This window comes from Leptothoe sp. LEGE 181152, from assembly GCF_032906605.1.
GTDB classification, from domain to species: domain Bacteria; phylum Cyanobacteriota; class Cyanobacteriia; order Phormidesmidales; family Phormidesmidaceae; genus Leptothoe; species Leptothoe turfae.
In genome coordinates this window covers 103168-125530 of sequence record NZ_JASATU010000014.1, presented here as the reverse complement: position 1 = coordinate 125530, position 22363 = coordinate 103168, and the positions used below count along the sequence as shown (strand labels likewise).

Here is a 22363-nt window from a genome sequence, read left to right as displayed (position 1 = left end):
CGTTTTCATCCCAAAATTTTGTAGAGATGTTCCATGGAACATCTCTACAAAATTGGTCCCTATTCCCCTACGACATATGCAAACCACCGCCGAATACTATTGCGCCTACTGCGGCGAACCCAACACCACCTTTATCGATATCAGCAGCGGTCTCACCCAGCAATATGTTGAGGATTGTCAGGTATGTTGTCGACCCAATATTCTTTACATCACAATTGACGAAGAGACCTTAGACGTAGATATTCAAACTGATTGTGAAGATCGTTAAATACCTGTGAGCGCATTTTACGGTTCGGTTTTTCACACCTATTAAGTGGGCAGGATAAATCCGAATTTCATATCAATTGTTATGTAGCTATTGATAATGTCACATTGGCAGCTATGGAGAACCGATTGAAAACCTTTGTTCGCGTTATTTCTAATTCCTTAGTTAGTGCCTTGTTACTTGCCAGCTGTAATAGTGGCACCAGTTCCAGTAACGGTCGTGGGTTTGAAGTAAAGCTGCTGGTGGGTAGTGCACTACACCATTTTTGTGATGAAGCAGCGGTTCAGTTTAACCAAACAAAGCCGCAGCTGGAGAATGGTGACGCATTTCATATGACCTGTGAGGCAGCAGGTAGCGGCGATGTTGTAGAACGGACGGTCGACCTAGCACAGCAATTTCAGCAAGGTAATCTCACCGCTGAGGCTCCAGACTTTCCCACTATTCTGTCTGTAGACGGTGAGATTTATCAGAATCAGCTGATCTACCGCATGGACCAGCTGTATCCTGGCCAAAACTACATTCCAGCGATTGCCGATGCGCCACTATTGGCCAATAGCCCCATGGTGTTTATGGTGCCATCGGATCTGGCTTCTGGTTTGCGCAACGTTGACGATCTGTTTGCCCAGCTAGTAACGGCTAAAACCCATAAGGATTTGGATGCCAACAGTCCTGAGCAGCCCATCTACTACGTTCATACCGCACCTACCCGGTCTAATTCTGGATTACAAACCCTGGTGTCGCAGTTCTCTTCAGTCTCAGGCAAACGTCCTGAAGAACTAACGGTGGCAGACGTGCAGCAGCACCAAACAAAAGTCCAAGAAATTCAGAGCAAGATCACCCGCTATGGTAAGTCCACCTCTACACTGGCCCAGTCTATGGTGGAAAATGGCCCCTTCTGGGCCTCCATTGGCTCGGTATATGAGTCATCGGTGATTGCAGCTAATACTGATTTGCCCCCCGGGGGTACCCGCTATGAAGCGGTGTATCCCAAATCCACCTTCACCTCCAATATGCGGGGCATTGTGCCCAATGCGCCCTGGGTCAGCGACCAAGAAAAGGAAGCGGCTGACCAGATTTTAGAGTATCTGCAATCTCCGCCAGCGCAGCAAATCGCTACAAAATTGGGATTGCGACCAGGCGTACCCGGAGTCGCTCTGGGGCCTAAGTTTAGTCCCAATTTTGGTGTGGACCCCCAGGCTAGCTACGATTCGTACCGCCCCCCTGCACCAGAGGTAGCTGAAGCCATGTTGACCACCTGGAGTCAGGTGGCTAAGAAGTCTTCTTTAGTAGTGATAGTAGTGGACACCTCTGGCTCCATGGAGGGTAACAAGCTGCCGTCGGTGCAAAACACATTGAAGACCTATGTCGATGCCTTGGGTCCTAAAGACCAGGTGGCTTTGATTGACTTTGATAGTGATATTCGTCAGCCAGTGCTGGCGGATGGTACACCCGAGGGTAAATCGCGAGGACTACAATTTATTGCTGGGTTAAGGGCCGATGGCGGCACCCGACTTTACGATTCGGCATTGGCAGCGCGCAATTGGCTATCGGCTAACCTGAGGCAAAATGCCATCAATGCAGTACTGATTTTGACCGATGGTGAAGATTCAGAATCGGGCATTAGTCTGGACCAACTTGAACAAGAACTAGCGCGCAGTGGATTTTCATCGGACCAGCGCATTGCTTTCTTTACAGTGGGCTATGGCAAGGAGGGAGAGTTTAATCCCCAGGCTCTAGAGCAGATTGCTCAGTTGAATGGAGGTTACTATCGTAAGGGTGATCCGGCGACCATTGCCCAGTTGATGGCCGATCTGCAGGTAGAGTTTTAGGAGCGCTGATGAAGCTAGCCAATCCATTACAGTATCCGTTGGCGGTGCTGGCGGGAGGCATTTTTCTGATAGGTGGTGTGCGTTTGGGACGTTTGCCTGCCGTTGTGGCAATACCCGGTGCGGCGGTTCTTGCCACTGCCGGTGCAGCGATCCTGAAGTCTCGTGAACCTGACCAGGTTGAGTTGGCCAACAAATCTATTAATCGGGAGTTTCAACAGGTGCGGCAGCAGGCTCTTGCTCTGGGGGCTCGGGCCGATGAGTTAAATGAGGAGGCGACTCGGTTACTGACTGATAGCGACCAGATTGAGTTGTTAGGTGTGGTGCAATATGCGTGCGATCGCACCCAAGAGCTTCCTAACAAGATCGCTCAGCTGGCCCTGCGTCTGGAAGGTAACGATGCCCTTCTCTCAGTAGATGAACTCCAACGTCAGTTAAAGCAAGCCGAAGCTAAAGTTCGCAACAGCAAAGGTATTGCCCAAGAACAATGGGGCAAACTTGCCAACAGCCTTAAGCGCAATATTTCCCTTGCCCAGCATGGTGAAGACGCTCGCCAGGCCCAGCTAGCCAACCTGTCTACCCTAATTGCCGAATCAGGGGGTGTGTTGCAACAACTTCAGAACAAACTCCGCACCGCTGATCTCACCAGTTCGGTAGCCGCCGATGAACTGCGAGAGCTTAGCGATGAATTCAAGGGCTTCCAAGAAAATGTCGATGTCTTAATTGCCTAATTTGTCATCCATTCCAATTGTGTAGGGTCGTTCCATGGAACGACCCTACACAATTGGCCCCATTCCCCATTTTTCTCCACCATGGTTACCAAACCCGTTACCTCCCTTGCCATCATCGTCGCCTCTGCCGGTCTCGCCTACGCCCCTCTCCCCGGTGTTAACCAATCCATTACCATTGTTAGCGGCAGCGAACTTCAGGAACCTCTTAAACTTCTCGAAACTCGTTTCGAACAACAGAATCCTTCGATTCAAATCAATCTTGAATTCCAAGGTTCCCAAGATATTGTCAACAAATATATTGATGATAACAATGACTTTGAACCCACAGTGCTAATTCCGGCCAATGGTCAACTATTGGACGAACTAAGCCAACGTTGGAAGGCACAGTACGGTGATGAGCCCTTTTATGAAACGCCCCAACCCATTGCAAAAACCATGCTTGTAGCAGTCTCCTGGCCAGAACGAGCCCAGGCACTATTCCCTGGCGGTGAGTTTCAGTGGCAGCGTGTGGAAGACGCCATGACGGGTGGTAATTGGGACAAAATTGGTGGCAATGCCGCTTGGGGCAGTTTTGACTTTGTAACGACTGATCCTACCCGCTCTAACAGTGGTCAGCTGACGATGAGTTTATGGTCACAATCTGAGGCTAATAGCAACAGCCTCAATACGGGTGACTTTAGCAAAGACAATGTACAAACTTTGTTTGGGTTGGTAAAACGCTCTGTTTATCAGCCGCCTAGATCTACGGACATTTTATTGCAAGAGTTTATTACTCGCGGTCCCAACGATGCCGACATTGCCACCGTATATGAGAGTATTGCCCTCCACCGTTGGGAACAATCCAGCGCAACCCAAGGCCAGCCCTATCAAATCCTTTACCTAGATCCGACCATCGAGACTATTTCCACCGCTGTCATTGTGCGACGTGATGTAAACGGTGGTGAAGCTAACGCTGCTCGCGCATTTATTGACTTTTTGATGGAGCCCGGGCAGCAGGCCGTATTTGTGCAGCATGGCTTTCGTCCAATGAATGCCAAAGTTGATATTAATTCCGTTCCCAACAGTCCTTGGAGTAAAAATATTCCTGGAGCAACAACAGATCCAACTGGACGGGTGAGTACTCCCCCAGATCGTTCTGTGGTTGAAGAGGTGATTCGCCAGTGGCAGCGCGCTAATTAACCGTAGCTCTAAATCGGACAAATCCATAAGCACCGGTTGGAGCACTCGATGCAGGCGGTACATCTCCCACATTGACAATAATGAAGCCATTGTCCTGGGTCTGACTGCCCAGGGTCAAATCGTAACGACAATAGTTTAAAGAAGCGCTATTGCTGGCAATATAGGCCCCTATATCCAGATCTTCAGTGTTAGTGAAAACCTGATTCCCATTAGCCAGCCCTAACATGATGCCAGTGTCAGGATTAAATGCATCGTCGGCAAAGGTGAGATAGTCGGGGATGCGATCGCACAGTCGAAAATCCTGCGCTACAGTACTACCGTTAGAGAGAAAATAGATCGTGTACTCAATCTCATCCCCTGGCTGCACGCTGATACCACCTACAACTCCACTCAGATAGTTAGCTGGCCACTCGGCTGCATTATCGTCATCATCGGAGCTACCCACATCTACATAGGTGTCGTCAAATACCTGTTCATCAGCCTGTCCTCGGTTGATAGCCGTAATTCTTTTAACTAAAGCCATTTGAGCATTGCCCGCCGGGTCAAATGGAAAATTAATATTCAAAATATCTGTTGTCAAAAGGGTTACTTGGCGCGGATTTATTTGAGACGCCTCCGCATCACCCCCACCATAGAGCAATCCTTTCAGATCTCCATCGGTTTCATCAATATCTACCCAGTAGTTTGTATTCTCCGCCAGGTTAGTAAATGAATACTCTCCGCCATTTTGCGTCTCCTTAACCTCAATCAGTAAGTCGTCACCATTGGTTTCTAGAATATTATCGCCGTCATCCTTATAAAGTGTGACAGTTACCTCATCTAGTCCGCGCTCACCACTGCTCAGCAAATCATCTTGACTCGTGTCCTCAAAGGCATTACCACTAATGTGGCAGCCCGCTGCCATACCAGAAGTCATAAAAATAGATTGAGTAGCTCCCCCATCTAAGGATGCACCCACTGCATAGGTAATTTGGGTAGTATCAATAAACGTATTTTGATAATCAACGACAATTCGATTACTAGGGTCATTTTCTGAGGGGTTGGGACCTAATCCCTCGGTATTAGAGGCATTCGGATTATCCGTTGATGATGAATCATCTGTGAATGTGTGTTTATTACCTGAGAGACTCTCCACCAGGATAGACCCAACATAGGTATTGGTAGAGCTAATGGATGTCCCACCCAAAAAACTTTCAACCTCAAGGATGTCTCGAAACCGGACATTACTGTTAACGTACTGACTGTCAACATCCCCCGCCAGGACACGAGCATTACCAATGGGGCGATTGTATTCAACTTCCAGAACCCAGCTATCACCAGGGTCGCCTTCACGCTCCGTCAGCCTGGGAGTGCTAATCCCTGTTCTTGGATCGGTAAACTCAATAAAAAATACATCTGGATCATTGCCAGTGGCTATAAACTTACCACTGTTGTTGTTAATGGCAACAGTACGCATCGTGGCCGTAGTTCCATTAGGGGCCGTTGCTGTCCATACCGTATCTACAGAATACTTAGGCCTGGCATTACTTCCTCCAGTCATGCCAAATGGCTCACGGTCAGGCACAAAGTCGCCAAATGCCATATCGTGACAGCTCAAAGAGAGAGGAGCCTGAGGTGAACTATCCGGCCATGCCTCTACAGGCAGATTATTTGCTTGAGCAGGTAAGGCTGTCATTAACGTGGTCGCAATACTCGTTGCCAGTGCCAAAGAATGGGCCGCGACCATTTTCCCATTGTGTATTTTTTTCGAGGGTGCACCCAACAACCGCTGCTGAATCAAACTAACCAGCGGCAAAGACTTTTCTGCCAGCTGTTTTCGAACTCTGACCCTGTGAGGATTTAGAGCGACGAGACGCTCAAGTAATGATGAAAACACTGTATAAAAAAATACTTGCCTTGGTTTTCTTAGCTTGCCTTAAAGATCAGCGATAATCTCTCGGGAATTTTACTAAAATACTTGACATAAAATACTGAAAAAGACAGAAGAGATTTAATCAAAATGCTTTGATATTTAAGCATTTTGGGGCTCAAAGTCCTTCATATGAATCTAATCAGCCTATTCTTTATTTTTGTCTATAAACTTGAATTTAAGATAGTACTAAATACGTGATTTTACTAGTATGACCCATCAAGCTCCAAAGCCATGATCTTATACTTGTCAGTACTTACTTACATCACAAAATGTATTCATCTCAACTGGAAACCGCTATATCTATTGAACAGTTTCTCTTGATGTATCTCTTGTCTGATTATGGTTTAAGTTAGTACGCTCTGAAGACGTTGAGTTGTTTGTTGCAACATCTTCTAACTCCACACCATCAACTATATTAGATTCAATCTGCTGCACATCATTATCAACGTTTTCTATGAAACTTCCCACTGCCTGACTCTCAATCAGAATCATTGGCTTGTCGTTGCTGTTGGCTAACACAGGTGCCCCACAGACCAAAATGCCGCTGTATATAATCAAAGAGGGAACTGCCTGCTTTGCAGGTGTCTGGCTAAGGTTTGCTAGATATGGTGGCAACAAAGACATAGATAGCTATTCTTCCTTTCAGACCCTATGATGCCTGTATAGTTGCTAGTTTGACTTCGGTGAAACTCCTTGAGAATATGGCTTGTTATTGTAGCAACTCTGCAATGTCAGGACAATACTGATTTGTGTTGTAGGGGCACTCCACGGAATGTCCCTACAACGATGTCATTGGTAAAAATCGGATTGCTTATTCATCCACCTTGGTGGTAAACCGAAAATAGCCATAGGCATTGGTGGGTGTCCCTTGCCCGGTGGTGTTAGGTAATGTGGCCAATCCGGTTGGATTACCGGTTGTGCCAGTGATATCGACCACCACCACTTCATCGGTGGCGGATGTGCTAAACCCAGAGAGATTACATGTCGGTACCGCAGGTAGATTGCCCACTGTGGTCACCTCGCCTCGATCAACAGTTGTGGCATCGCTATCATCAGTGAGATTGTAGGTGGTGCTGCCGATAACTAGCTCAATGTCGTTGCCACCATAAAGTCCAGTAACAAAACTCTGATTCGGCTGAATCCAGTCACAGATTCTCACGGTTTCGGCTGTAGTGCCACCTGCGTTGAGGAAATACACTGTGTATTCAATCTCGTCACCAGGGTTGACCAATCCTGCATCAAGTTCACCTAGCAGATAACCATTTGGCCAGTTACTCATGTCATCAGCCGAATTTGTAACATTATCGTTGACTATCCCATTGAGGGTGGTATTGTCGTTAGGATTTTTGGTGCGATCGCCATTGATGGCCGTAATCCGTTTCACCAATACTACATCAGCGTTACTCGACACGACCGTAAACGTGGTCGGATCATCAATGGGGGGTGAGTCCGGGTCGTCGCTAGGGAAGGTTTGTGCACCGAAGGAGAGGGATGCCTGGTTATCAATGTTGCCCACTGGAGCATTGTTATCAACAACAGCATTTACTGTGAAAGTGACACTGTTGGTAATGTTATCCACACCGTTAGGGATGTTAATGCTGCTGATGCTCAGTGCAGTGTCATTAAATGTGGTGACGGTGCCACCACCAGGGGATGCAACACTCAGACTGTTGGTATCAAAGGTAATGTTGGGGTCCGTGAGGACATCCTCAAAATCAATAAAAATGTCGCTACCATACCCGTTGTATAACACGTAGGTATAGGTGACCGTATCACCGGGAAATGCAATTTCAGGTTCAACATTTTTGGTGAGGGCGGGTGGAGTACAGGAAGTGGCATCAAATTTATCATTGGTAAACACTGGTCCCACCCGGTGGACAACAGCGGGCGACCGGGTCAAATCAATGGCAAAGAGGGCATTATCACCACCAGCCACATTGCGATAAAAGTAGCTGATGCCGCTGCTGGTGGCCCAAGACCCTCCTGAATTAAAGGGTACGGGGTCACCTGTCGTTGTAACAACGGTTGCAGCTCCTCCTGTTGGTGGAATACGATAGAGATTTCCCTGGGTGATGCCGTATAACTGACCATCAACAGGATTGAAATTAAGGTCATCGGGATCATTGGGTAGCCCTGTAATAGCAAAAGTTTGGTAGGTGAGGCTACCATCGGTAGGAGTGTCACCAATCGCAACAACTCGCAGTGTGTTGCCATCTACCATGTTGTAGTAATTACCACGGCCATCCATGGTGCCACTAAACCAGGCGGGGGTATTCAGTTCGGTAGACGGATCGCTCACTAAGGTGGCTCGACCTAACCCTTCAAGGGTGCCATCGGCGCTGATGCGCACAATCTCGCGCGGTTGGAAACTGGACTCACCTAGAGTATTGATGACAACACCATAGAGGTAGTTATCCAAAATGTTATAGGCTAAACCATTGACTTCGATGGGAGGATCAAAGTTTGGGGACGTAGCGGTATTAATTGAGTTAAAGCTCAGGGTGGTTGGGTCAAAGATACCGAATTCGGATGGACTGTTGATGATGGAATAGGCGGAAGTGTCGCAGGCAAAGGTGGGACCAGAAAATGTGCTAGCACGAGTTCTCACCGTAGCATCGACAGATGGAATAAAGCCTAAACTAGGATGGTCAGGAGTTCCCTTGAAATTATTGGTATAAATGTCACCGCCGAGACTACCCGTAGATGACATCGTTAGTCGCAGCCGCCGCGTCGGATCCCCGGCATTCATAGCGGGTGCTGTGATCAAAACTGCCGTGACATCAGAATAATCGGCCGCAGGACAACCTCCTGCTCCACTAGTAATATCAGCAGGAGTACACCAGACTGTACTGCCATTTTGAGTCGCTGGGTTATCACTGATATTGTTGGGACTATCGTTGGTGAATTGGAAGGTAAAACCCGCATTATCTACATCCTGAATAGTTTTAAAGATAGGCGTGGCTGTATAATCTGTGGGCGGGGTACCCACACCATCAAACGCATCTCGAATAGAGCCATCGCCCTCATAGGGAAGGATATCGATGAATTCAGAGCCTGCTGTTACATCAATATCTTCACTGAGATTGGCCAGATACAGATCATAAACAATATCTTCTCCTGGCTCTATTTCTGGTGTGACCGCCTCTTTGAAAATGGTAAATGCTGCATTGTTGACGATAGTAACCGAACGGATATCGGTACGCGATTCTAAAGGAGAGGAGTCAAGGTCCGAACCAGTATCATCTAGAGCAGCAACAGATGCTTGGTTGGCAATACTGGTGCCACCGACAATATCAAACCCCGCCTTAGCTTCGAAGGTGATCGTCGGAATCGGCACATTGGGAGAGTAATCGCCTAAGCTCCAGCTCAGAGTCGTAGTTCCATCTCCATTCGCGATCACGCTGTCAGGGGTAATATTGGCAGATCCGGTAACGTAGCTGAGTTCTGTGGGCAAGGTATCGGTCACCACAATCTCAGCCTCAGAGACATCGCTGGTTAATGCTGTGAGGGTGGTCTCTAGGGCAAAGGTAATATTCTCAGTTGCCTTAACGGTATTAACGGAGTCATCTGCTTCCGTTCCATTAGTTGGATCATCGGTGCTTTTATCAATTCGGACGATCGCACGGGTGAGCTGCAGGCGATCACCGTCATCATTACCGCTATGGTCAACGGGGTTATAAGACCCGACATCCCAATTGCCACTCTTGAGTTCATCTACCCGAGAGGTAACAAAATTAGCAAGAATTGTCGGATCGGGGATTTGTATCCCCGTCACTGGATCAATATTAAGAACCTGCAGGTGAAGCACAGCGTCTATACGGAAGCCTTCTGGCAGAACACCATCCACTCCGCTAGGCCGAATCCGTACTCGGGTGACTTGAGGAATCAAACCAGGATTGCTGGCCAGGTTAGCTTCGCTATACCAGGTGGCATCACCATCATTGCAGGTGGCGTTGCGCTGAGCCTCAAACCGAGTCACGTCTCCAATCGCCGCTGTTTCACCCCCATAATAGCTATCTGTTGCAGTGTCGCCTCCTACACCATACTCAATAATCACATCTGACTCTGTCAGCCGTTGACCTCCCGTGCGGAATTCCACATATTGACCACTGGTGGGATTAGGGGCCAAAATTTGGGTACGGTTATCAAACTTGTCGCACAGCATAACATTGGTTAAATCGCCAACACCCGTGTTCCTAATAGTGAAATAACTACCAACGCTCTCACCTGGGAGCACGACACCATCGCCGGATTCAATGTCTGTCATAGGATACAACACGCTGTTGTTATTGAAATTACCACCGCTGTAGGGAGTACGATAATATTTGTCCTGGCTACGCCCTGACTGGGGCTGCTGCAACGCAAATGTTCGATCATTGTTTACATCATCACTGTTACTGATGGGAACGGTGACATTCCCTCCTTGGTCCGGTTCTATATTGGACTGATTGGTAACACTTGGGGTATCGAGAAAGTCATAATAGTTTGTAACTGTGAGCTGATTTCCCCCGGCTGGAAAATCACTCGTAGGTATCCAAATCTCTACAACTCCGGCGACTAGATGAGTGTCATGAACATTGAGGGTACCTCCATTGGCATTTAGGGTAGGACGATGTTGACCAGACAAGTCGGCATCGGTAATGGTGATAGTAATGTCGTTGCCTGCACCGCTTTGACTACAGCTCCAGGTACCAGAATCTGTGACAGCATTTGTCTCTTGTCCTGCCCCGGCAATACTTAGGGAGCCCAATGGGAGTTCTCTGATCCAAGATCCGGCAATACTGTTGTCTTTGGTATTGGGGGCACAGCCCGATCGTCCACCCCAAGTATATAAACGGGCATTGGGGGAAATGCCACTCACCACATCAGTGATAATCATTTGATTGCCTGGGGTACTCGGATCGTCATCACCCAAGACCTCGCTCCCTTTTGGAGCAATAATTGACAGGGGCCAGACATAAAGCACCCCTTCTTCGCCTCCAGGCCCCTCGGTTAATGTACCGACTCGACGAGGAGCGCCGGAGTCATCCTTCGCCAGGTCCATTTGTGGTGTGGCTGAAACTTTCACCTGGGTAGGGCCTGCTGAGAGATTACCGGCACTAGAGGTGAGATTAGCGTTTACTTCCAGATCTGCACCATGGGGGGCTGTGCCTAAAACAGCGGCTGTAAAGTCAAAGAAGCCGGTGGTTGAGGTGGGTAGGGGTTCAGTACAGGTGAGGGTTTTGCGATCGCTACTAACCGACACACTCCCAAGACATGAACTTTGGTTCTCTTCCCACAAATGATAATCATCGCCAATGGTGACTGTGATCGTCGTACTGCCATTGGGCTGAGTATCGGTGGCATAGTTAACCCGATAGGTGACAGTATCATAGGTCCGCACAATCCCATTCTCATCATTAGCATCATTCCCCGCATTACTAAAGCCAGGGTAGGTTGGATCAGGTCCCGAGAAGTTTGCAGTACCATCACTTCTAACACTTACTCCAAATGTTGTCACCTCTGCTGTTGCTGTCGTTGCAAATATTCCACCCATCATACTTGCAAGCCCCAATGTGGCTAACAAGTAATTACGAGAAGACAAAAAATAGTGGCTTTTTCTAGAGTTAGGACAACTGTTTTCTTTCTTTGCGAAATGATGATGAATCCCCAAGGAATTTAGAGATAGGAATGGAATTTGCATGGTAGATGACTGACCTGATCAGGAACGGCATATGCAGTAAGCTAACTCTTCTCCTATGGAGAATAATCAAAGTCCATCTGCTAATGGAATAACTTCACACGAATTGAGATGTTTTACCCAGAAAAGTTGTTGTAACTATTCCAATTCGTGTGGCTTTAAAGTGATCTCATCTAATAACGCTAGGGTACACAAAAAAACTTTGATTCTCTCAGTAACCATGCGTATTTTTTGTCAAGGTTACGAACTTGTATTATGCCGGAACTTTGTATTAAGAGCTTTTGCTGTTGACAAATAATGTGCAATCAAGCGTTAGATAAAAAAACGTTAATTCTACTGGCTCGGCTATTCAACTACTTGGGTCGTAAATCGAAAGAAACCAAAAGCGTTGCTAGGCAAATCTTGTCCAGATATACCAGGCAATGTAGTTAACCCAGTGGGTTCACCGATTGTTCCAGTAACATCCAACACCAATACATTATCGTTGAGAGCAGTGTCGTCAGATAGATTACAAGTAGGATTTGTAGACAAGCTACCTACAGTTGTTAATTCTGCCCTATCAGTTACATCGTTCGTAGCGGTTAACTGGTAGGTGCTACCACCAATATCAAGCGCAATGTCTTTTCCATCATATAGGTTGGGCGCAGAAGCTCCATACAGACCAGTAACAAAATTCTGGTTAGGCTGTATCCAGTCGCAGAGCCTTACATCCATAGCCTCCCTGCCCCCAGTATTGATAAAATATATTGTATATTCAATCTCATCGCCGGGCTTTACTAAGCCTGCATTAATCTCACCAATCAGATAATCTGTAGGCCAGTTCCTGTTATCATCAGCGGAATTAGCGATATTGTCATTGACTTCAGTGTTGAGAGGCGTGTTGTCGTTTAAGTTAACCGTGCGGTTGCCATTGATAGCCGTAATCCGTTTGACGACGAGTACTTCAGGCGGTCTGAAAACATTAGCACCGATAAAACTAAGGTGTTCGCTATCGGCATTGTTGTTGCCTGCTGTACTGTCATCATCGCCGACAATGAGCATGACTTTTTGTATACGTTCGATCTCACCATTATCAACAAAGCCAATCCAGCGAGTTGATTGGTTGCCACAGCCTGGTTCGTTATTGGCTGTGCCGCCACACAGGCTTTGAACAACCAGTTCTGGGTCGGGTTCGTTACTGTCATAGAGAGAATTTGGCGCAATTTCAATATCATTGCCAATGCGGTTATTCGAGGCATCCAGAAGCCTTAAAATTGCTGGTGTTCCGTTGCCATCAGTGCGAGTTTCTAAGTCTCCTACCCAGAAGCCAAACGAGCTAACTGGTTGGTCAAATGATAGGAGAACGGTATTGCGTTTGAGATCACTCAAAGCGCCGGCGTGAGTCTCATTCCAAAATCGAGGTTGGTCATTACTTTCATAAAGGCTGGTCGGACGGGGTGCTGAACCTTGCAAAGAACTACTACTGCTGAGGGTAGGACTTGAGCCTGCAATCGTAGGCTCTCCAGCACATGCAGTCTCCCCTATGGGAATCTGTACCAACTCAACAGAGACATTGACTATATTGTCGATGACAGGATCGTGATAGCTAAAATTGTTAACGCTACCCTGAGGAACACTAGCGGTTCCAAACCAGTTTTCTAACGCAGGATCGGTTGGTTGACCAACCGCAGTTCGCCAATCATCGTCCAAGATGTCTACTAAATCGCGGGTGGCAATGACATTGCGTCTGACCTCACCGCTGATATAAGGGATAATGCTAGGGTCAGATGTACCGCTACCGATGGTGCAGCCGTCTGAGTCGGTGGTCACCATGACAGATGAACTTGTCCGTGTCTCTTGTGAGTTGTTAACTGGGTTAATAAAGCTCCCTGTGGCTTCGTTTTTAAGCGCAGTGCCAGGTGCTGGAGCATCTGCCCGAGCTGAACGATCAATCAATGCTCCATGAGATAACAATATTATGACAATTAGGGCATGTTTGAGGCCCCAACTGAGTAACTGACATTTCATTTGTGCGCAACCCTGACAAAATGTGCCTGGTTATCCCAGTGCTCTCATTAAGGTGCCCACCCATAGTTTTCTCATGTGATGAGAAAGTTGATATCCCTGTCTTTAGGAATTGATGATGCCTGGGCTCAGGTGGAAGAAGGGTTGGCTCTACCTAATATCTGGATTCCGTTATCCACCGATCAATATTCCACTGTTTTAAGGGGCTTGCTGCAAGATGCCCATATAAATGCCAACCTGTTTCCAGATGCCCATTTAGCGGCTTTAGCGATAGGGCATTGTCTGGAAGGTTGTACAATAGATACTGATTTTGCGAGATCCTCTGGCTGTCGATGGCGTAATCCGCTTCAAGTTGCTTCATGATAGAGGAGCGGACGTTTCCTTTGGCAGGTTATGGCACCGGTATTCACAGATCGATTCTTTAATACGGCGGGTCCGGTGCGGGCTGATTGGCACTATCTGATCGATCCGTTGACCCGTTGGGCTATGGATGACATTCTCCAGCTGATTGCCCAGGGAAAATATTTTGTGCTGCATGCACCCCGGCAGACAGGGAAAACCTCCTGTTTGCTGGCCCTGATGGAGTATCTCAATGCTGAGGGGCGCTACCAGGCGGTTTATGCCAATATTGAGACGGCCCAAACCGCTAGAAATGATGTTTTTCGTGGCATTGACACCGTTGTCTATACCCTGGCATCAATGGCTCAGCTTTATCAGCAAGATGCTCGATTGCATGACTGGCGACAGGCAATGCTCAAGCAATCGGCACCAGCCGATGATATGCTGCGTAGCCTATTATCCCAATGGGCTACTCAAACGGACCAACCCATTGTTCTATTTTTGGATGAAGTGGATGCACTGGTGGGGGATACGCTGGTTGCCCTGTTGCGTCAGTTGCGAGCAGGCTATACCCAACGACCTCAGAATTTTCCTCTATCAATTATTCTCTGTGGGGTACGGGATGTGCGGGACTATCGCATTCAAACCACAGGACAGGACATTATTACCGGGGGCAGTGCATTTAATATTAAGGCAGAATCCCTGCGATTAGGTCATTTTATTGAGTCTGAGGTGCAGGCATTGCTCCAGCAGCACACGGATCTGACGAAGCAGGTGTTTACGCCAGAAGCACTAACTTACATATGGCAGCAGACCCAGGGGCAACCCTGGTTGGTAAATGCCCTGGCTTATCAGGTTTGCTTTAAAGGGGACGGTAAAAAGCGCACCCAACCCATCACCCTGGAACTTATGAAAACTGCCCGAGAAAGTCTGATTCAACGGCGTGACACCCACCTGGACCAGCTCACTGATAAACTCAAAGAGCCCCGAGTCCATCGGGTAATTGCCCAGATACTGGCTGGAGAAGTGCAGGTGGATGAGTTTCCTACGGATGATACCCAATATATTGAAGATTTAGGATTGATTCATCGTCGACCTACCTGGCAGATTGCTAACCCTATCTATCAGGAGATTATCCCTAGGGAATTAATTTGGACTAGTCAATATACGATTCAACAGGAACCCAATTGGTATATCCAGAGTGATAAACGACTGGATATGCCTAAGCTACTGAGAGCATTCCAACAGTTTTTTCGGGAGAATAGTGAAGTCTGGATCGAACGATTTGATTATAAAGAGGCCGGTCCTCAACTCCTGTTGCAAGCGTTTTTACAACGTATTCTTAATGGGGGTGGCAGACTGACAAGAGAATATGGTCTGGGACGTAAACGTACCGATTTGTTAATTGAATGGCCCTTGGCTCAGGAGCAGGGGTTTCTCGGGCCAGTGCAGCGAGTGGTGTTGGAGCTTAAGATTTTATACCGGTCTTTGGAGGCCACTGTGGCTAATGGTTTAGCGCAAACGGCTGACTATGCGGATAAATCTGGAGCAGCAGAAGCCCATTTGATTTGTTTTAATCGCGATTCTCAGGTGAGCTGGGACGATAAGATTTTTGAACGGGTTGAATTGTACCAGGAAAGAACAATTTACCTATGGGGCATGTAAGAAAATATTCATCATGGTGGGGTTACTTCACTCGGGCTCTAAATTTCACATGGCCGTAGGCTCCGGTGGCGTTGGTGGTAGCGTCAGGTAAATCACCCAGGTTAACAACAACGGCACCGTTGGGGTTGGCATTGCTACCATTGCCGTCGCCGTCGCAGTCGATGTCGGGAAAGCTGTTGGCGGGGTCAACGCCGGGGGCAAAGTAAGTAGCACTATCGCCGTCGTTGGCTCCGGTGTGGTAGTCGGTGGTGCCATTGCGGAAGAGTTCGATGCTGAGGTCGGCTCCGCCGATGCCGCCGGTGGCTTGGGGGTTGTTGCCAGTGTAGGCGTTGGGGATAAAGGTGGTAAATGTGGGAATATAGTCGCAGAAGAGAACGTTTTCTGCGGTGGTGTCTCCGGAAGAGAGGAAGTAGATGGTGTATTCGATTTCGTCGTTGGGCATGACGTTACCGCCATTGATACCGCCTAGTAGATTGTTTGTGATATCCGGCCACTGATCTGTATCTTTTGGTGGATCTCCAGGATTGACCGGATCTGCAACCGTAATGTCGTTGTCATCATAGGGGTTACTGGCTTCATCCAGGTATTGAGCTATGTCATCACCTTCGGTGGTAGTGGTTCCCCCATTAAGGGCGGTAATCCTTTTCACCAAAAGCACATTGGGATCAAGTGCGGCTGTGATCTCGACCGTTAAACTATCCTCAGCTTCTCTTTCTCCATTAATCGGTGCACCTGTTGTGTCCCCATTATCCGTGCCCGAATTATCCTGGGTGTAGACATCATTTGACCCTGCCACATAGGCCTCATTCTGACCATCTGTCGCCGCTGTATCCCCCAGGGTGACCGTTAAATCATTGCCTGCAGTCCCTGCCGTTACCGGTACCCGTACTGTAATGCTGGCCCCTGCTGGAATAGAGCCATTGTTGGCACTGGCCACACCACTTAACAAATTACCAGTGGTCTCACCCCCACCGGGCACCGTAATATTGTTGCCCGTCAGATCAACCGCAGCCCCTGCCCCTATCCCATCGGCATCGTACTCAATAATTTGAATATCTCCTGCTTGGGTGCCATTGGTCACTGAAGCAGAGCCCGGAAGTACAAACTGGGTAGGATCGTTACCCACATTGGTGATTACAAAGTCTACATATACCGTATCGCCTTCATTGACGGTGCCGTCAGTGGGTTCGTTATAACCATTGCTGACCACAGTGATACCTGCTACCTCAGCCACTTCCACCTGTACTTCATTGGAGATAATGGTCTGGGTGCTACTATCACTCGGATCAACAAAACTACCTGTCGCCTGGTTCCGAATAATGGTCCCTGGGGCAGGACTATTGGCCCAGGCCATCATCCCCGGTGACAATACGCCTCCCGACAACAATATGGCGGCGATAATAGTCCGTGCCCGATTGGTTAACTGACGGCGGTTTGGTTTTGATTGATTGGGTGAAAGGCGACGGTTAGACATTTTCAATAACCAAATTTTGTGTAATACTGAAAATTGGAATTTTTTGTAATACGGATAATCGTCCTCGATCCCTTTGTAGAGACCTTCCATGGAAGGTCTCTACAAAGGGATCGTTGGGGCGGATTACGTTATTGGGGGAGATTTTATTGGGGGCAATAATTTGCGGGGATGATTGCGATCGCGTCCCCAATTGCTCGGATTTTTGACGATATATCGCCGAATATAATCAATTGATCTGTCGGCACGAATGATGTGTTCGTAGAACCGAGATTGCCATGCAAACCGAGAATACCCATTTTGGCGACACCATCGCGTTACCGAAGATTTATAGGACCGTACGATGGCACCTAAGGAACCTCGTTTTGGGGAAATCGCGGACATCTTCTGGGACAACGACGACCCCTCTTGTAGAGACCTTCCATGGAAGGTCTCTACAAGAGGATTATCCAAACGACGTTCAATTATCAAAATTCCGTGGAGGTGATTGGGCATCACTACGTATTCATCAATTCGCACATTCTCACAATGGTCAGGAATCTCTTGCCAACACCGTTTTGCCATATGACCAATAGCTGAAAATTCCATAACACCATCCACTACATCACCGAAAAAACACTCCCGTTTTTTGGTGCATAGGGTCAAAAAATAACCACCTGCTCGTCTATAGTCCCTCTGCGGTAAACGCATGGAGGTACCCTTAAATCTGTTGCGATAAGCCATCGTTAACATCACCAGGATCTCCTATTCATCTACCTTGGTGGTAAACCGGAAATACCCATAGGCATTGGTGGGAGTCCCTTGTCCAGTGGTATTCGGGAATGTGGTCAACCCGGTCGGATCACCCGTTGTTCCCGTAATATCCACCACGACTACTTCATCGCTAGCGGTAGTACTAAACGAAGAGAGATTACAGGTGGGTGTCGCAGGCAGACTGCCCACCGTGGTCACCTCTCCCCGGTCGGTGGCCGTATCACTATCGTCAGTGAGATTGTAGGTGGTGCCGCCAATCACTAGCTCAATATCGTTGCCGCCATACTGGCCAGTTACAAAACTCTGATTCGGCTGAATCCAGTCACAGATTCTCACGTCTTCCGCTGCACTATCTCCCGCATTGAGGAAATAGACGGTGTATTCAATCTCATCACCGGGCTTTACTAGGCCTGCATCCAATTCACCCACTAGATAACCCGCTGGCCAATTGCTTTCGTCATCGGCAGAGTTAGCAACACCATCATTAACAATCTGGGTGAGGTCATGACTGTCATTAGGATTGGTGGTGAGCCCATTAATGGCAGTGATGCGTTTAACCAGAACAACATCTGGATTAGTTGATACTGCTGTCGTCGTAATCTCAGTACAATCATCCACCGCTGACGTATTCGGATCATCCGATACCCCCGAACCCGTATTTCCACTGGTCGCTCCGGTATAATCAATGCTCGCCTGGTTACAGACCAATTCCCCTGCTGTCGCTGTCACTGTCACATCAAAGGTCATTGTCACCGAGTCATTAATATTGACCTGCCCCCCCTGGGATGCATTAGCCCCCGTCCCCACACGAAAGATCACATTACTGCCATCAAATTCCGCTTCGTCATCCCCGGAACCATCAGTTTTTGTTACACCATTAATTTTCAAAGACCCCGGCACAAAAGTAGTTCCCGTCGGGATCGCGTCCGTAATCACCGTATTTGTAGAATTGTCATTCCCCGTGTTGGTTACCGAAATGGTGTAAGGCATCGTATCGCCTGTGGTGTAGGTTGTTGAGGGAGTTGTTTTCTCAAACTGGGTGACCAAATTGGGCTCAAACACCTCTACAGCAAAGAAATAGGCGAGAGGCCAGATACCATCTCCTTGACTTTCTAAGGTCAGGTCAATACTTGTGGCATTGGTAGGGATTACGTTATTCGTTTGGTTCCAGATAGTTAGATCTAAATAGTCAATATCAATGACCATGTTGTAGGGGTCATTGGGGGTTCGGCTAGTCACATGGTTACCAAATTTAGAAATTGTGCCATTGAAGAAGTTATTGGCTGGGTTCAGGCTATCCGTAATATTGTTATTGTTGATATGCAGGAAATCATCTGGTTGGTCCACTTCTCCATCGTTAGCAATGGCCCCCATGAAAACATCAAACCCTGTAGTAGGTGGAGTTCGGATACCAGTTAAGTTAAATGTTTTAAGACTGTTACGAACCACATCGTGGCCATCGAAGATAGAGATATTACGAATTGGTTGAGTCGAATCTTCATAGACCACTACAATCGACCAACCTGCATTGGGATAGGTAAATCCTGCACCCGTATTAGATTGAACGTTTGCGACAGTATAGGTGCCATTACCTGCCCCTTGAACTAGAGTTGTAATGTCTGCGAAAGCTCCGTAGGTATGCCAGGAACCAAAGTCAGTACGGTCGTTTTGATCGTCAGCAGTAATTGTTTGATAGGTACCGCTGCCCGGAATTTGCAGTGACACTTGGTTAAATCCAGTCAGGTTAGGAGCTGGAGTTGTGCCAAATCCTTCCAGACTGCCCCCCCAATAAAGAGCTGCAAACTGCACATTTGCCCCGGCAGGAATATTTAATTCTGCTGCACTGGAGTTAAAGGTGGAGCCATCACTATCGATATCCAGCATCTGCATGGCTAAGCCGCCATTATTATTGCCTCTTGTTCCGTTGGCAAGACCATCTGCACAGGAGGCGTTGTTGCGATCGCAAATCACTGACGCATTACCAATCGCTTCAATATTGCCAGATAGTTCAGTATTGTAGCGCTGGTCAAAATTAGGATACGAGGGATTAGCAAGGGCCTTGGTAGGAATACCGACCATGAGGAGAAATAAACTAGCGGTTAATTTAACCGAAGTGCTTGGGGATAAATATTTAAGAACAGAATGTGACATTAGCTAAAAATCTCCTCGGTATATCCTAGACGCATAGCGTCATCCTGGAATAACAAGTTCAGAGTTGTTAGGACCAGTAAATAATTAATGCTTGAGTTGTTCACAGCCAGTAGCCTAAGTACAATGCTGCCTTTAGGCGAACTACTGCTCTATTTGCAGATCATTCTCTTGATCCACAAAGGTAATTTCCACACCTCGGACATCGCTGAACACAAACTCTACCCGGCGATTGCGTGCATAGTTCACCCGGTCAATTTCCTCCACTAAAAGTTCAGTCTCTCCAAAGGACCGAATCGTCATCCGTTCAGGGGCAATTCCTTTTTGCATCAGATATCGTCGTGCATTATTTGCCCGACGTCGAGCCAGGTCCTGGTTATAGGCCACGCTTGCCCGAGAATCAGTATGCCCGTGCAAATCAACAACTATCGATGGGTATTGCTGCATTACCTCAGCAATTTGGTCTAAAATTACCGCGCTATTCGGGTTGATGGAGTCTTCGTCAAGACCATAGTGAACATTGCGAGGAACTTGGAGGCGGATGATTTCGGGTTCAGGTGCGGGGGGGGCAGGTGGTGCCGGAGGAGCTGGTGCAGTCGTGCATTCAACACTCTTCGCAGTCACTGATCCCATACGGTTGGGGCGAGTTGGATTGGTTTCGCCTAGGGCAACGACTGTGGTGTTGAGGGCAGGCTCAGAGGTACCGTAGTTAGGATCAGTGGAAATACCGCTGATCACATCGCCAGGTTGTAGGTCCGCTGAGGGATAGCTAAATGTTCCCGCCTCATCTACACTGAACGTCGCCAATGGTGTTGTCAGAGGACCATATTCGCCTGTATTACCTCGGGTGAGATAGAGCTGTACCGTGGAACCAATATCGGCTTTACCCTGGATCACCACCTGACCATCAATGACAAAGAACTCAGGACTATCAAACTGGGGAGGATTGATAGCACTATTACCCGTATCTCGCCGCCGCTGATTGGAATCTCGTAGTGGGTTGGGGCCATCTCCCCGCTGAAAGTCTTGCACACCTCGATTACGACGGGTATTGAGGTCAATACTCAAACCTTCCAGATTTTCAAAACGATTGTTCTCGATCACATTACGCTGGCTGTGGGTAGTGCCCCCTTGGCTGAAGGCAGTAACCACCACACCAGGTCCTTTTTGGTTCGCGATTTGATTATCCACCACCCGGTGATCATTACCCATCAGGTAAATAGCCGCCCTTCTCAGGCGTTGACCATTAAAGCGAATGTCGTTGTTGCTAATCTCTACGGCACCCTGGGGTTTAAACAGGAATATACCACTACCGTCATTGCCACACATCAAGTTGCCACTAATGAGACTATTATCAATGTGACCTTCTAGGCGAATGGCATCGGGCATACCCGCTAAACCATTGTTGACAATCAGGTTTTCAACAACTTCTAAGTTCTCAGCCCGAGCCCCTGTAATCACTCCACTGCCATCGTGGTAGGAAATACGATTATGGCGCAGTTTCACCCCCTGACTGTTAAATACGGATACCCCAAAGGCAGAGGGTTGTTCAGGTACCGTATTATCCGTAGGAATACCAATCCAGTTTTGCTCAATGACAATACCCTGGGGCGGATAATTCTCATCATGGAACGAGAAATTATTCGCCGGGATATGCTGCTGACTAATATCCGGTGGGGGCAGCTCATGGGCAATAAAAATATCAGCCGGTGGAGTAGATTCGGTAGCCCTGTGCTGTGAGGTAAATCCATACAAACTGAGGCCACGAATGGTGACATCGTCTGCAACGATAGTTAAGCCTCGAAAAACCTCAGTATTGTCAGCCGGGGTAATCTCCACCATTGGGATTGCCACTAAAATTTCTGCTGTGGCTGATTTGGTGGCATCGTAACCAGGCTGGGTGGTGCCATCAATGACTAGGTCAGGCTGAGCTAAAACTGGTAACAGTGACTGTAGTTCAATAGTCGTGTTATCTGCGGGTAAATCAAAGGCAATGACGGAATTGCCAGAGCTAGGGGTTACTTGTTGCTGTTCTGCGGCACTGAGATCGGCTAAGTTGAGGGTGCCGTTGGTAATTGCGATCGCTTCTCGCAACGTCAGCTGCTCATCGGGAGTCATTGGCCCATCCTGAGAGCTATTAACCGTAGCCTGTACCGTAGGAAAATCAAATGCGACTGAAGTTTCAGCAACGGCAGTAGTTGCTGTCACTGTTGTTAACAGAAGAGCAGTGGCTAAGGTACGAATAGATTTTTGATAGGTCATGGCTCTGGCATCCGAAGCATTAAAGAAGAGAAAATAGAAGATGATTTAGGCCTAAGTATTGATTAGGGTGTTCCATTTAATTCCCTCCCAGGAGAGAAGAAGATATTGGCCTGCGTATTGAGGAATTA

At 47.8% G+C, this 22363-nt stretch carries 14 protein-coding genes; 6 read left to right on the top strand and 8 right to left on the bottom strand.

Features of this window, described 5'->3' with window-relative positions:
- Nucleotides 1-76 precede the first annotated feature (76 nt).
- The 4 genes from QGP82_RS07620 to QGP82_RS07605 all read left to right on the top strand — a co-directional run bounded on the left by QGP82_RS07620 (nt 77) and on the right by QGP82_RS07605 (nt 4001).
- Entirely contained in the window at nt 77-268 is a 192-nt protein-coding gene (locus tag QGP82_RS07620; protein WP_006517925.1) for a CPXCG motif-containing cysteine-rich protein, read from the top strand.
- Nucleotides 269-381: 113 nt separating this feature from the next.
- Nucleotides 382-2094 (top strand): extracellular solute-binding protein, encoded by a 1713-nt coding sequence (locus tag QGP82_RS07615; protein WP_499058169.1) that lies wholly within the window; start codon nt 382-384, stop codon nt 2092-2094.
- Nucleotides 2095-2102: 8 nt separating this feature from the next.
- Nucleotides 2103-2822, top strand: coding sequence for a hypothetical protein (locus tag QGP82_RS07610; RefSeq protein ID WP_499058167.1), 720 nt, complete (start codon nt 2103-2105; stop codon nt 2820-2822).
- Between the two features lie 81 nt (nt 2823-2903).
- The gene (locus QGP82_RS07605; RefSeq protein ID WP_163703069.1) at nt 2904-4001 is read left to right on the top strand and encodes a substrate-binding domain-containing protein; all 1098 of its coding nucleotides are present in this window, start codon (nt 2904-2906) and stop codon (nt 3999-4001) included.
- On the opposite strand, the gene QGP82_RS07600 is transcribed toward QGP82_RS07605, so the two are convergent.
- The 4 genes from QGP82_RS07600 to QGP82_RS07585 all read right to left on the bottom strand — a co-directional run bounded on the left by QGP82_RS07600 (nt 3994) and on the right by QGP82_RS07585 (nt 13528).
- Entirely contained in the window at nt 3994-5877 is a 1884-nt protein-coding gene (locus tag QGP82_RS07600; protein WP_499058165.1) for a hypothetical protein, read from the bottom strand. The genes QGP82_RS07605 and QGP82_RS07600 overlap by 8 nt on opposite strands.
- Before the next feature lie 336 nt (nt 5878-6213).
- Entirely contained in the window at nt 6214-6537 is a 324-nt protein-coding gene (locus QGP82_RS07595) for a hypothetical protein (RefSeq protein WP_163663895.1), read from the bottom strand.
- A 187-nt stretch (nt 6538-6724) separates the two neighbouring features.
- Nucleotides 6725-11452, bottom strand: a complete 4728-nt coding sequence (locus QGP82_RS07590; protein ID WP_163663897.1) for a hypothetical protein — start codon at nt 11450-11452, stop codon at nt 6725-6727.
- Between the two features lie 486 nt (nt 11453-11938).
- Complete coding sequence (locus QGP82_RS07585) at nt 11939-13528, bottom strand: hypothetical protein (protein WP_499058163.1); 1590 nt, start codon at nt 13526-13528, stop codon at nt 11939-11941.
- 150 nt (nt 13529-13678) lie between these two features.
- On the opposite strand from QGP82_RS07585, the gene QGP82_RS07580 reads away from it, so the two are divergent.
- Together QGP82_RS07580 and QGP82_RS07575 are read left to right on the top strand one after the other, a co-directional pair.
- Nucleotides 13679-13960 carry a PIN domain-containing protein gene (locus QGP82_RS07580; RefSeq protein ID WP_163663901.1) on the top strand — a complete coding sequence of 94 codons (282 nt, stop codon included), beginning with the start codon at nt 13679-13681 and terminating at the stop codon, nt 13958-13960.
- Nucleotides 13961-13990: 30 nt separating this feature from the next.
- Nucleotides 13991-15601, top strand: coding sequence for an AAA-like domain-containing protein (locus tag QGP82_RS07575; protein WP_163663904.1), 1611 nt, complete (start codon nt 13991-13993; stop codon nt 15599-15601).
- A 22-nt stretch (nt 15602-15623) separates the two neighbouring features.
- Here QGP82_RS07575 and QGP82_RS07570 read toward each other — a convergent pair whose 3' ends face one another.
- From QGP82_RS07570 to QGP82_RS07555, 4 genes are all read right to left on the bottom strand, one after another.
- Nucleotides 15624-17075 (bottom strand): hypothetical protein, encoded by a 1452-nt coding sequence (locus tag QGP82_RS07570; protein WP_163663905.1) that lies wholly within the window; start codon nt 17073-17075, stop codon nt 15624-15626.
- Between the two features lie 123 nt (nt 17076-17198).
- Nucleotides 17199-17804 carry a transposase gene (locus QGP82_RS07565; protein ID WP_163663906.1) on the bottom strand — a complete coding sequence of 202 codons (606 nt, stop codon included), beginning with the start codon at nt 17802-17804 and terminating at the stop codon, nt 17199-17201.
- A gap of 12 nt (nt 17805-17816) precedes the next feature.
- Nucleotides 17817-19976: a hypothetical protein gene (locus QGP82_RS07560; protein WP_499058160.1), complete on the bottom strand. Its 2160-nt coding sequence runs from the start codon at nt 19974-19976 to the stop codon at nt 17817-17819.
- A 141-nt stretch (nt 19977-20117) separates the two neighbouring features.
- Entirely contained in the window at nt 20118-22235 is a 2118-nt protein-coding gene (locus QGP82_RS07555; protein ID WP_499058158.1) for an OmpA family protein, read from the bottom strand.
- Nucleotides 22236-22363 lie beyond the last annotated feature (128 nt).